Here is a 12,201-nt window from a genome sequence, read left to right as displayed (position 1 = left end):
GCGTTGCCTGCCGATGCAGAGCACGGCGGCGGGTTCGGACCTACCTCAGATGTTCATGACTGGGACATCACTCCTCGGATCGACGGTGTCGGCGCACCGACCTCGCCGTCCACGGTAACGCCGCCCGACCGCGCTTGCCAACCGATATCCGAGCGGTCCGGTCACCGTCCCATGGCCAGATCAGCCCGCCGAACCGCTACCGTGACCCCATGTCGTTCATTCGCACGTCGGTCGTCAACGGTGTCGGTGAGATCATCCTCGACCGGCCGAAAGCCCTCAACGCGCTGGATCAGACCATGGTCGACGACATGCACCGCGTGCTCACCGAGTGGGAGGACGACGACGGGATCGAGACGGTGCTCGTGACTTCGGCAGGCGCCCGCGCCTTCTGTGCAGGCGGCGACATCCGCGCCATCCGCGAGCACGCGGTGGCGGGGGAGTTCGAAGCCGTGACGCGGTATTTCGCGGCCGAGTACCGCCTGGATCAGCTGGTGGCGAACTACGCGAAGCCGTACGTGGCCGTCATCGACGGGGCGGCCATGGGCGGTGGCCTCGGGATCAGCGTGCACGGTGAGGTCCGGGTGGTGAGTGAGAATGCGCAGATCGCCATGCCGGAGACGGCGATCGGGTTCTTTCCCGACATCGGTGCGACGTACTTCCTGCCCAGGCTCCCCGACGGGGTCGGAATGTGGCTGGGGATGACCGGGTCCCGCATCCGAGGCGCCGATGCGGTCGAGATCGGCCTGGCCACCCATTTCGTGCCCGCGGCCGACATCGGTGACGTCACCGACCGGCTACGTGCGGGTGTACCGCTCGTCGAGGTCCTTGCAGATCATCACGATCGGCCGGCGACCGAGATCCCGTTGCGCAAGGTCGCTGAGTACTTTGCCGACGAGAACGTGTCTGCGATCACCGGTGGTCTCAAGGGCGCGGTCGGCGACGAATGGGCAACTGAGATGGTCGATCTCATCGAGCAGGCATCGCCCACCAGTCTGTGGGTCACCGCAGCGATGATCGAGGCGGGCGCACGCTCCACCCTTGACGAGTGCTTCGACCGGGAACTCCATGCGGCCGAACAGATCACGCGCACCGGTGACTTCGCCGAAGGTGTGCGTGCGGTCCTCATCGACAAGGACCGGCGTCCCGAGTTCGTGCCCGCTTCCATCGACGATGTGGACCCGGATGTGGTGGCGCGCATCATCGGGGTCGCATGATCGGCGTCGCGTCAGGGCGTCAGTTCGAACCATCCGGACAGCGTGATACCGCTCGGTGAACCGACCGGTGTCGGCGTTGTCGATGTGGTGGCGCCCGGCGAAGTCGGAGTCGATTCGTCGGTGTCATAGGTGACGTCGTCGTCGGGCGCGAACGGGTTGGCGTCGTTCTGGTCGGCCCGCTGGCACGTGAACGACGCTGCCGCGCGCTCCGAGGCCATCGCCGTGATCGTCAGCGGACACGAGGTGGAGTGGTAATACGCGCCGTCCACAGAAACGCCGATCGCGGCGTTGATCGGCGCGGTCAGTGGGCCCACCCTCGGCCGCGTGCCTCCGATCGGCGGTAACACACCTCCGGTGAGGTCGCCCACCGAGAACTCCACCTGTGCGCCATCGGTACCGGGGCCCTTGAACACGAACAGTAGCGTGTCCGGCGGTACCTCAGGACTCGGATTTCCCCACTTGCCGAACCCGAAACACTCGTTGTCGACGTCACCGGCGTCGGCCGACGCCGGTGCACCACCGGGCGTTCGGCGAGCGGTCGCCCGAGAATCGCTCATCGCGATCCGGACCGTGCCGGAACGGAACTCGAGGCCGGCCCCGGTCCGGTCGATGCGGCCGGCTTCCGGCGTCTCGCGACATTCCGCGGCGTTCAGATGCGCGGACGCGGTGGGTGTGGACGGCGTCGCCGAGGAGACCGGGGTGTTCGGCGCGCCGTCGGTTCCGCAGCCTGCGATGACGGACACGATCGCGATGACGACCAGCCACCAGGCGCCACGACGTCCGGCCGGGCTCAACGTGGTCTCAATCCGCCGTTGCGACAAGGGGTTCGAGGGTGAGGTCGGGATGTTCCTTCTCGATGTACTGTAATCGCCACTTGTCGCTGAACAGGGCGAGCAGCGCGCCGTCGCTGCGGGTGAAGACCTCGACACCGCGTTGCCGGCCGAGCTCGACGGCGCTGTCGGCGTCGGTCCGTCGCGCCAGGCTGTAGCCGAGCGGCTCGATCGTGGTCGCGACCTTGAACTCCGTCTTCATCCGTGCCGTGACGACCTCGAACTGCATCGGGCCGACGGCCGCGAGGACGGGGGAGGCGTCACCACGTAGATCGTTGCGCAAGACCTGCACCACGCCCTCGCTGTCGAGCTGGTCCATCGCCTTGCGGAACTGCTTGTACTTGTCGGCCGTGTTCACGCGCAGCGCCGAGAAGTGTTCCGGGGCAAAGGACGGAATGGGCGGGTACTGCACCCTGGGTTCGACGTACAGGGTGTCGCCGGGTGCGAGAGCCATGGCGTTGACGAGACCCACCACGTCGCCGGGATAGGCCAGATCCACGGTGGATCGGTCGCGACCGAAGACGGCCTGGGCGTACTTGGTGGCGAACGGTTTTCCGGTCTGTGCGTGGGTCACCACCATGCCGCGCTCGAACTCGCCGGAGACGATCCGCATGTACGCCAGGCGATCCCGATGGCTGGCGTCCATGCCGGCCTGCACCTTGAAGACCACCGCGCTGAACGGTTCGGTCACCTCGCGTACGGTTCCGTCGAGGTCAGCACGTCCGCTCGGCGGGGGTGCGAGCTCGGCCAACGTCTCGAGTAGCTGCCGCACACCGAAATTCAGCATCGCCGACCCGAAGATCATCGGTGATGTCTGCCCGGCGAGGAACATCTCCTGGTCGTGGTCCTGTCCCATCTCGGTGAGCAGTTCGCTCTCCTCGAGGGCGGTGGTCCACTCGTCGCCCTCCCGCGCGGCAGCGTCATCGGCGCCCATGATCTCCTCGGGGGCCACCTTCGCGCCGCCGGCGGTACGGGTGAACCGGATGTACTCACCGGTCCGGCGATCGAGGAGGCCGCGGAAGTCGCCGGCGATGCCGACGGGGAAGTACAGCGGTGTCGGCGTGAGTCCGATGCGCTCGCTGATCTCGTCGATCAGCTCGAGGGGGGTTTGGCCGGGCCGGTCCCACTTGTTGATGACGGTGATCACCGGGATGCCACGGTGGCGGCACACCTGGAACAATTTGAGGGTCTGGGGCTCGAGGCCCTTGGCTGCGTCGATGAGCATCACGGCGGCGTCGACGGCGGTGAGCACCCGGTAGGTGTCCTCGGAGAAGTCGGCGTGGCCGGGGGTGTCGACCAGGTTGATCACATTGGGCAGATCGTCGCGTCCGTCTTCGCCGACGAAGTTGAACTGCAGCGCGGTCGAGCTGACCGAGATACCGCGAGCCTTCTCCATCTCCATCCAGTCGGAGACCGTGGACTTGCGCCCGGCCTTGCCGTGGATGGCACCGGCCTCGCTGATCATCCTGGCGTGCAGCGCCAGTGCCTCGGTCATCGTGGACTTGCCCGCGTCCGGATGCGAGATGATCGCGAAGGTGCGACGGCGGCTCGCTTCGCGGGCGACGGCTTCAGAACTCACTCGAGAAGGCTACCGTTCGGGCCCTGGCCAGGCCAAAATGCCGCAGAAGTTGCTGTGTGACCCGCGCAGCGGAGCGCCCAGCAACTTCCGCGGAGAGACCCGCCTATTCGAACGGAACCGGCGGCAGCTTGACGACCTGGGAGGCGTAGCTCAGACCTGCGCCGTAACCGAGCAGCAGTGCGGTCTGGCCCGGCTTTGCCGCGCCGGTCGACAACAGCTCCTCCATGGCCAGCGGGATCGATGCCGCGGAGGTGTTGCCGGTGTGTTCGATGTCGTTGGCGACGACGGTGCCTTCGCGCAACTTGAGGTTCTTGGCGAGCAGGTCGTTGATGCGCGAGTTCGCCTGGTGCGGGACGAAGACATCGAGATCCTCGGCGCCGATCTTGGCGGCGTCGAGTGCGCGCTGTGCGACCTTGCCCATCTCGAAGGCGGCCCACCGGAACACCGCGGTGCCCTCCATCCGGAGATAGGGGCGCTCAGTGCGGTCGCTGTCGAGGAACGTCACCCAGTCGATGTCCTGCCGGATCGCGTTGAACTGCGAACCGTCGCTGCCCCAGATCACGGGTCCGAGCTGCTGGTCCTCGGTCGGGCCGACGACGACGGCACCCGCGCCGTCGCCGAAGATGAAGCAGTTCGTGCGGTCGGTCATGTCCATGGTGATCGACAACTGTTCGGCGCCGATGACCAGGACGTGGGTCGCGCTACCGCCGCGGATCATGTCCGATGCCACCGCCATCCCGTACCCGAAACCGGCGCAACCGACCGTGATGTCGAACGACGGGACGCCGTTGGCGCCGAGCTCGGTCGCGACCTTGGTGGCGCCGGCGGGGGTCAGCAGCAGGTGGGTGTTGGTCGCCAGGATCACGGCGTCGATGTCGGACCCGGAGAGCAGGGCGTTGGCGATGGCCTTGCGCCCCGCGTTGACCGACATCTCCATCACGGTCTCGTCGCGCCGCGCGAAGCGTCGTGTCTTGATACCTGTGCGGGTGTAGATCCACTCGTCGGAGGAGTCGATCTGCTCGCAGATCTCATCGTTGGTGACGACTCGCTCTGGGCGATACGCACCGATGCCGAGCATGCCGATGTTGTTGATCCCGGCAGTGTCCGCGATGACAGCCATGAGTGTCCCTTTCACTATGCGACCCGCCATAGACGGTCTCACATCGGGGCCCTACTGGGAAGTAGCGTTGCGTGCGGGCTGCCGCTGCCCGATCATCGTGCGGTAACGGTCGCGGTCGGAGGTCATCTGATGGCCCGGATCGTCGGCAGGCGGTTGCCAATCGCCGGACCGCAGCCGCAGCCGGCCCTCGGTCAGATCGTCGATGACCTTCGACAACCATTCGAGCTCGGTCCGCGCTTCGGCGCCCCACAGCTGCATGCCGCGGAGGGCGACCGGTGGTACATACGGCAGGTCCTCCGAGGCCGTGTCGTCGGGGAACTCCGATACCGCTGCCGCCAATGTGACGTGTCGCTGCCGGAGCAGGTCTGTCACTTGCTGTTCCCCGAGCATCGCCAGCATCCCGAAGGCGGCGTGAAAGTCCCGACGGTCGTAGATGTTGACCGTGACGACCGCCTCGGTCAGGAGCCGTTCGAACTCTGTCCGGCCGTCGTCGGTGAGCTCGTAGACCGCAACCTCTCGTGCCCCGTCGGGGAGATCGTGGCGTGTTGCCAAACCGTCCGAGACCAGGCTGCCCAGGCCGTGGTAGATCGAGCCGGGATTCACGTTGGCCCACTGATCGACCTGCCAGGACATCAACTCACGTCGGATCTGGTAACCGTTCACCGGTTCGAACAGGGCGACGGCACCCAACAGCAACAGTCGAGTGGTGGTCGCGGGCATGTCCACGAGGGTAGGTCCACATCGGTCCGGGTACCAGGACCGTCGTTGTCCTCGATTCGATGAATCCTCGAGAAGGGGCGAGTCAGCCCCTACGAACTGCAAGCGTCGGATCTCGCCGTTGACTTCCGACGTACAGATTGGGATAGTTGACACTGTTCAAACTTGAATAGTCGGACGCGAACAGTGGCGGTGCGGACGTTCCGACAGATGTGAAGGGGACAGGCATGATCCATGCACGCGGGCTGGTGCAGACATTCCACACCGGTCGTGGAAAACAGAAGCGGGAGGTCCGCGCTGTCGATGGCGTCGACCTCGACATCGCGGAAGGAGAAGTCGTCGGCTTCCTCGGTCCGAACGGGGCAGGAAAGACGACCACACTGAGGATGCTGACCACCCTGTTGCGGCCGACCGCCGGCGTCGCGACCGTGAACGGGTACGACGTGGTTCGCGAGTCGGTGATGGTGCGGCGCAGCATCGGCTATGTCTCGCAGGCGGGTGGCACCTTCAGCCAGGCGCAGGCCGGCGACGAGGTGGTCGACCACGGGATGCTCTACGGGATGACGCGGGCGGCGGCCACGGCGCGCGGCAAGGCCCTGTTCTCGCAACTCCAACTCGACGGCCTCTGGGATCGGATGCCCAAGAACATGTCCGGCGGGCAGAAGCGGCGCCTCGACATCGTGATGGGCCTGGTGCACGATCCGACGTTGGTGTTCCTCGACGAACCGACCACCGGGCTCGACCCACAGGCGCGGGCCAATCTCTGGGAGCACATCCGTCGGCTGCGGTCGGACACCGGCGCGACCGTCTTCCTCACCACGCACTACCTCGACGAGGCCGACGAACTGTCCGATCGCATCATCATCATCGACAACGGCCGCATCGTGGCCGCCGATACGGCGGACAACCTCAAGGCCACCGTGTCGGGCGACCTGGTCGATCTCGAACTCGCCGACGACGCGATGGTCGCGGTCTCCGCGCAGAAGCTCGGTGCCATCGGCTGTGATGTGGAGACCGACGGGCGCCACGTGCGAGGACGCGTTCGTCGCGCCGGCCGCGAGGTGCCGGGGCTGTTGCGCGAGTTCGACGCGGCAGGCATCGATCTCGATTCGATCGAGGTGATCCGCCCGACCCTCGACGATGTGTTCCTCACCCTCACCGGTCGTTCCCTCCGGGACGCCCAGGACGAACAACCGGTCGACGATTCTGTTGTCGCCGAAGGACTTCCGGCTCAGGATGTGCCGGCCCAAGGAGTATCGCAGTCATGACTTTTCTTCGCGAGAGCCATATCGTGTTCCGTCGTCAGATCCGGATGAACCTGCGCAACCCCGCATGGGTGCTGATCGGCGTCATGCAGCCGGTCCTGTATCTGTTGCTGTTCGGTCCACTGCTCACGCCCCTGGTGAGCCAGTTCCCGGGCGGCGCCGACAACGCCTATACCTTTCTCGTACCCGGACTGCTGGTGCAGCTGGGGATCTTCGGCGCGTTCTTCGCCGGGTTCAGTCTGATCGGCGAGTGGCGTGAAGGTGTCATCGAGGCCGAACGTGTGACCCCGGCGAGCCGGACCGCGCTGCTGACGGGGCGGCTGTGGCGCGACGTGCTCCAGCTGTTCGTGCAGGCGGTGATCCTCGTCCTGCTCGGTCTGATCATGGGTATGCGCGGGTCGTTCACAGGCATCGTCGTCGGCATCCTCATCACCATGATCGTCGGCGGGGCATGCGCGGCCGCATCGAACGCCCTCGCCCTCACCACCAAGAGTGAAGATGTGATGGCACCGGTCATCAACATGGTGATGATGCCCGTGTTGCTGCTGTCGGGCATCCTGCTCCCGATGACGCTCGGACCGACCTGGCTGCAGAAACTGAGCGACTTCATGCCGTTCAAGTGGGTGGTGGACGGCGTGCGTGACTCCTTCGCGGGCGACATCGCGACGTCATCGGTCGCCTGGGGGCTGGTCACCGCAATCATCCTGGGAGCACTCGGAACCTGGTGGGGGACCGCGGTCTTCCGCAAGGAGAACGCGTGACGGTGCCGCTGTGATCGGCGACCGCTGCTTGACCACCCGCGCGAGCGTAGCGAGCCGGCGGATCGAAACCCCCTGTGCCGGTGGGGAGAGCGACCTCAGTCGAGGCTGCTCTCCCGCGGCGCCGGCGGCAGCGTCACGACGGCCCCGGCGTAGCTGAGTCCGGCGCCGAAGCCGAGCAGGAGTGCGGTCTGCCCGCCCTTCGCCTTGCCGCTCGCGAGCATCTCCTCCATGGCCAGCGGGATCGAGGCCGCCGACGTGTTGCCGGTGTTCTCGATGTCGTTGGCCATGGGGATGTCGTCGGCGAGTCCGAGGTTCTTCTTCATCAGTTCGTTGATGCGGGCATTGGCCTGATGCGGCACGAACACCTCGATGTCGTCGATACCGACACCCGAGGTCTCCAACACCGTCGAGAGAGCCTTCGGCAATGTGATCGCGGCCCAACGGAAGACGCGCGGGCCCTGCATCGTGACGAACATCCGGCCGACCGGCTCGGACTCGGGATCCTTGTGCTGGTATTCCTCGGCGCGATCCATGTACTCGGGGATGTCCCAGTTCTGGCCGATCGCCTCGGCGTTCTCGCCGTCGCTGCCCCACACGGTCGGCGAGATGCCGTTCTCGTCGCTCGGGCCGACCACCACGGCGCCGGCGCCGTCCCCGAAGATGAACGCGGTGTTGCGGTCGGTCGGTTCCATCACCACCGACATCGTCTCCACCCCCACGACGAGGACGTAGTCGGCCGACCCGGCGCGGACGGTGTCGGCGGCGATCCCGAGCCCGTAGCCGAAGCCACCACAGCCCGCCGCGACGTCGTAGGCGGGAATCCCGTTGAGTCCGATGTCGAAGGCCACGATCGGGCCGCCGTGCGGGATCTTGGTCTTCCAGCTGTTGGTGGCCAGGATCAGGGCGCCGATCTTCTCTTTGGCGATGCCCGAATTGCGGATCGCACGCTCCGCGGCCGCCGCGGCCATCGATCGCGCTGTCTCATCGCCGCTGATCCAGCGGCGATTACGGATGCCGCTGCGCTCGAAAATCCACTCGTCGCTGGAATCGAGCTTCTCGCAGACCTCGTCGTTGGTCACCAGCCGTTGTGGTCGATACGCGCCGATGCCAAGCATCGCGACGTTCTGGTGCCCGCTTCTCGCCGCTATCCCCACCACTGTCTCCATCTCTCGTCGATCGATCGACTGCGATTGTAGGCCTTCATTACCGGGAAGTAAGAAAGCTTTCGTCGCCTTTGTGATCCCGTGTCCGATTCGACGCCCGGCTCAGGACGAGAACAGACAGACGAGGGTGGCCCATGCGGCCCGGTTGCTGCGTCACCAGGTGTGGACGATGTTCTGCGCGGCTTCCAGGCCCTGCGCCACGAGCAGTTCGGTGGCGTCGATGCCATGCGCGATCAGCAACTCGACCTCGGCGCGGGAGGCTGACGGAAAGGGCTTCAGCACGAAGTCGGCCGGGTCCTGACGTCCGGGTGGCCGTCCGATCCCGAGCCGGACCCGTTGGTATTCACGTGACCCGACCGACTGGCTGATCGAACGCAGACCGTTGTGGCCGCCCTCGCCGCCGCCCTGTTTGAGCCGGACCAGCCCGACATCGATGTCGAGCTCGTCGTGCAGGACGATCAGGTCCTGCGGCGAGACGGAGTAGAACTTGGCCAGGGGGCCGATCTGTCGGCCCGCCTCGTTCATGTAGACACGGGGCTTCGCGACCAGGGCCTGATGGCCGGCGACGGTGAGGGGTGCGACCTGCGCGCCCGACTTCTTGTGCACTTTCCACCGCTCGCCGGCCGAGGCGACGAGGCCATCGGCGACCATCGCGCCGATGTTGTGCCTCGTCTTCTCGTATTTCGGACCGGGATTACCCAGCCCGACAATCAGTTTCACTGATCAGTCGGTGGAAACGATCACTCCGCCGATTCTTCGGCGGGAGCCTCGGCGTCTTCGTCGGTGCCCGGGGTCTCCGCGCCGGCCTCTTCGGCCTCGTCCTCGAGCTGCGACGCGGTCGGGGCCTCGTTGACGGCGACGATGAGCGTCTCCGGATCGCTGATCAGCGTGACGCCCTCCGGCAGGTCCACGTCGGACGCGTGGATGGCAGTGCCGGGCTCGACACCCTCGACGCTGACGACGAACTGCTCGGGGATGGACAGCGCGTCGGCCTCGATCTCGATGTAGCTGGCGTCCTGGGTGACCAGGGTGCCCGGGGCCGCGTCGCCCTCGACGACGACGTAGACCTCGACGGTGACCTTCTCGCCGCGGCGGATCACCAGGAGGTCGACGTGCTCGATGTAGTTACGGATCGGGTGCACGTCGATCTGCTTGGTGAGCGCGAGCTGACTGGTGCCCTCGATGTCGAGATCGATGATCGAGTTGGTGCCGCTGTTGCGCAGGATCGCAGCCAGCTCGAGCGCCGGGAGGCTCAGGTGCTGCGGATCGGTGCCGTGACCGTAGAGCACGGCGGGCACATTGCCCGCGCGGCGGGCGCGACGCGCGGCGCCCTTGCCCTTTTCGGTCCGGGTGGTGACCGTCAGCTTTGCGGTCTCAGTGGCCATGGTGTTCTCCTCGTTCAGCGGTTCGGGTGAACCGCGGTGGTTCGGTGGCGGGTCGCGGCAAGCGACAACGACCCCGAACCGTCCGGCGGGCTCTCAGATGCCCGCGGAGGAGATCCGCGATGGTCGCGCCGATAACGGTGATCGCTCACCCTCGCCGAGACAACGCAGAAAGAATAGTCGATGGCTCCGGCAGATGTCACATCGCGCCTGCCCAGGCGGTGCACCGGAAGGTGTTCCCGTGATCACTCGTCACCGGCATACTGAAGCGCATGACCTCACGAACACCGATCGACATCGTCACCGAGTTCCTCGACGAGTTGGCGCGGGGAGACTCGGCGGCCGCGCTCGAGAACGTGGACGAGAACATCGCCTATACCAATGTCTCGATGCCGACGGTCCACGGTAAACGCAAGGTGGCGAAGATATTCCGTGGCATGGACGATCTGTCCTGGGCCGGCTTCAACTATCGGATGGTCAATGTCTCGGCCGACGGCCCGGTGGTGCTCACCGAGCGCGTCGACGAACTGCGGTTCGGCCGCGTCGCCATGCAGTTCTGGGTGTGCGGACGATTCGAGGTCGCCGAAGGCCGGATCGCCGTCTGGCGCGACTACTTCGACTACTGGGACATGACCAAGGCGCTGGTCAGGGGGCTGGTCGCCGCGGTCGTCCCGTCCGTTCAGACGCCGATGCCGGCCAAGCCGCTGACCGTGTAGCCCCCGACCTCACGCGACCTGGCGATCGGGCGAGTTCGTGCGTCTCCAGGTCGCCGCTCGGTCCCTGCCGTGGGTCAGAGGATCTCGTCGAGCTTGTCGATCGGCCGGCCAAGTCGGGTCCCCTTGTCCGTCACCACGAATGGGCGCTCGACGAGGATCGGGTGCTCGACCATCTCGGTGACCAGCTCGTCGTCGGGCAGCGAGCCGAGGTCGAGTTCCTTGTAGAGCGACTCGCGCTTGCGGACCGCCTCGCGGACGGTGATCCCGGCATCGGCGATCAACTGGGTCAGTTGATCGCGGGTATATCCCTGCTCCAGATATTTGACGACGGTGGGTTCGATCCCGGCCTCACGCAGCTTCTCGAGGGCCTTACGGGACGTCGAGCACTTGGGATTGTGATAGATCGTCGCGTTCACGGCGCTCACCATACCCGCTGGTCACCTCCATCCTGTCCCGCGGTTCACGGTCACAGAGTGAATTGTCCAGCTATCGGGGTGTGGTGTCTCACCTCGCCGCCGCGGTAATCCATGCCTCGTAGCCATCGTGGTCGGGACGCTTGTGTCACGCGATGTGGACGGCTCGAGGGTTCGGTCAGTCGCAGTGATCGCGTGGCGCTAGATGCGGGATCGCCGCCCGGGGTGGATGACCTGACGTGACATCGCCGCCGAGGCGTTGACGATCCGGTCGCCGTAACGCTCGAGCACAAGGGCCTGGGTGGCGGCGAGGTGGGCGCGCGCCAGACGTTCGGCCTCGGAGGCGTTTCCGGCCGCGATCTCGTCGACGAGTCGCCGGTGCGCGCGAACGGCTTCCTCGGCCTCGAGTTGAGACGGGTATTCGCCGTGTCGTGTACGGGCTTCTGCCCACGCCTCTTCCTGAGCCGACCAGAGGGCCACGTAGCTGCCCACCGCGTATCGGATGGTCGCGTTCGGTGCGAACGACACGACAAGGTCGTGAAAATCGCGGGCGGTGTGGGTGAACTCCACTCCGTCGGTGACCAGCCCGACCGACGCGTCGATCGCCGCGGTCAGAGCGGGGACCACCACCTCGGCGCGGTCGGCGCGCTTGGCGCACTCGGCGGCACAGAGCGGTTCGAGCATCCGCAGCCCGTCGGCGAGGTCACGCAGCGTGACCTTTCCGGCCTGAAGGGAGAGGCCGAGATGGTATGCGGCCGACGTCTCGTCGGGACGGTGGACGTCGGCGCCGCCGACATTGCCACGCCGGACCGTCACCAGACCCTCGGTCTCCAGTATCCTCAAGGCCTCTCGGATCGAGGGATAGCTGACCCCGAAATCCTTGACCAGTTGCTCTTGTGTGGGTAGCCGGTAGTCCTCGACATCAAGGATGAGGTCGCGAAGCTCGGCAGCAACGGTCTCGGCAATCCGCCGTTGCGGAACACGACCGTTCCTGATGGTCGTCACGCGTGCCGCGATTCGTTCATGCCGAAAGTCTAATCC

General features: G+C 66.0%; 13 protein-coding genes. 4 read left to right on the top strand and 9 right to left on the bottom strand.

Features of this window, described 5'->3' with window-relative positions:
- Positions 1–209: 209 nt before the first annotated feature.
- A complete protein-coding gene (locus GTV32_RS08820; RefSeq protein WP_161059823.1) occupies positions 210–1,214 on the top strand; it encodes an enoyl-CoA hydratase/isomerase family protein in 1,005 nt (334 codons plus the stop codon).
- Between the two features lie 11 nt (positions 1,215–1,225).
- Here the strand turns inward: GTV32_RS08820 and GTV32_RS08815 are convergent, their stop codons facing one another.
- The 4 genes from GTV32_RS08815 to GTV32_RS08800 form a co-directional block, all read right to left on the bottom strand.
- Positions 1,226–2,008 (bottom strand): hypothetical protein, encoded by a 783-nt coding sequence (locus GTV32_RS08815; protein WP_237421503.1) that lies wholly within the window; start codon positions 2,006–2,008, stop codon positions 1,226–1,228.
- A 7-nt stretch (positions 2,009–2,015) separates the two neighbouring features.
- Positions 2,016–3,623, bottom strand: coding sequence for a peptide chain release factor 3 (locus tag GTV32_RS08810; protein ID WP_161059821.1), 1,608 nt, complete (start codon positions 3,621–3,623; stop codon positions 2,016–2,018).
- Positions 3,624–3,726: 103 nt separating this feature from the next.
- Entirely contained in the window at positions 3,727–4,743 is a 1,017-nt protein-coding gene (locus GTV32_RS08805; protein WP_161059819.1) for a beta-ketoacyl-ACP synthase III, read from the bottom strand.
- Between the two features lie 51 nt (positions 4,744–4,794).
- Positions 4,795–5,463: a PadR family transcriptional regulator gene (locus tag GTV32_RS08800; RefSeq protein WP_161059817.1), complete on the bottom strand. Its 669-nt coding sequence runs from the start codon at positions 5,461–5,463 to the stop codon at positions 4,795–4,797.
- Between the two features lie 224 nt (positions 5,464–5,687).
- On the opposite strand from GTV32_RS08800, the gene GTV32_RS08795 reads away from it, so the two are divergent.
- Positions 5,688–6,728 (top strand): ATP-binding cassette domain-containing protein, encoded by a 1,041-nt coding sequence (locus GTV32_RS08795; RefSeq protein ID WP_161059816.1) that lies wholly within the window; start codon positions 5,688–5,690, stop codon positions 6,726–6,728.
- Complete coding sequence (locus GTV32_RS08790; RefSeq protein WP_161059815.1) at positions 6,725–7,486, top strand: ABC transporter permease; 762 nt, start codon at positions 6,725–6,727, stop codon at positions 7,484–7,486. The genes GTV32_RS08795 and GTV32_RS08790 overlap by 4 nt, the downstream gene beginning before the upstream one ends.
- Before the next feature lie 95 nt (positions 7,487–7,581).
- Here GTV32_RS08790 and GTV32_RS08785 read toward each other — a convergent pair whose 3' ends face one another.
- The 3 genes from GTV32_RS08785 to GTV32_RS08775 form a co-directional block, all read right to left on the bottom strand.
- Positions 7,582–8,643 carry a beta-ketoacyl-ACP synthase 3 gene (locus GTV32_RS08785; protein WP_161062418.1) on the bottom strand — a complete coding sequence of 354 codons (1,062 nt, stop codon included), beginning with the start codon at positions 8,641–8,643 and terminating at the stop codon, positions 7,582–7,584.
- Positions 8,644–8,802: 159 nt separating this feature from the next.
- The gene (gene pth / locus GTV32_RS08780) at positions 8,803–9,369 is read right to left on the bottom strand and encodes an aminoacyl-tRNA hydrolase (RefSeq protein WP_161059814.1); all 567 of its coding nucleotides are present in this window, start codon (positions 9,367–9,369) and stop codon (positions 8,803–8,805) included.
- Between the two features lie 20 nt (positions 9,370–9,389).
- On the bottom strand, positions 9,390–10,034 hold the full coding sequence (locus tag GTV32_RS08775; RefSeq protein WP_161059813.1) for a 50S ribosomal protein L25/general stress protein Ctc: 645 nt from the start codon (positions 10,032–10,034) through the stop codon (positions 9,390–9,392).
- A gap of 269 nt (positions 10,035–10,303) precedes the next feature.
- Here GTV32_RS08775 and GTV32_RS08770 point away from each other — a divergent pair, with 269 nt between their 5' ends.
- On the top strand, positions 10,304–10,747 hold the full coding sequence (locus GTV32_RS08770) for a limonene-1,2-epoxide hydrolase family protein (RefSeq protein WP_161059812.1): 444 nt from the start codon (positions 10,304–10,306) through the stop codon (positions 10,745–10,747).
- Positions 10,748–10,821: 74 nt separating this feature from the next.
- On the opposite strand, the gene arsC is transcribed toward GTV32_RS08770, so the two are convergent.
- On the bottom strand, positions 10,822–11,163 hold the full coding sequence (gene arsC, locus GTV32_RS08765; RefSeq protein ID WP_161059811.1) for an arsenate reductase (glutaredoxin): 342 nt from the start codon (positions 11,161–11,163) through the stop codon (positions 10,822–10,824).
- A 198-nt stretch (positions 11,164–11,361) separates the two neighbouring features.
- Complete coding sequence (locus tag GTV32_RS08760; RefSeq protein WP_161059810.1) at positions 11,362–12,165, bottom strand: FCD domain-containing protein; 804 nt, start codon at positions 12,163–12,165, stop codon at positions 11,362–11,364.
- Positions 12,166–12,201: the final 36 nt, after the last annotated feature.

Source organism: Gordonia sp. SID5947, from assembly GCF_009862785.1.
Classification (GTDB): Bacteria; Actinomycetota; Actinomycetes; order Mycobacteriales; family Mycobacteriaceae; genus Gordonia.
Note: the sequence above shows the minus strand (reverse complement) of the source record. Positions and strands in the feature narration are given on the sequence as shown.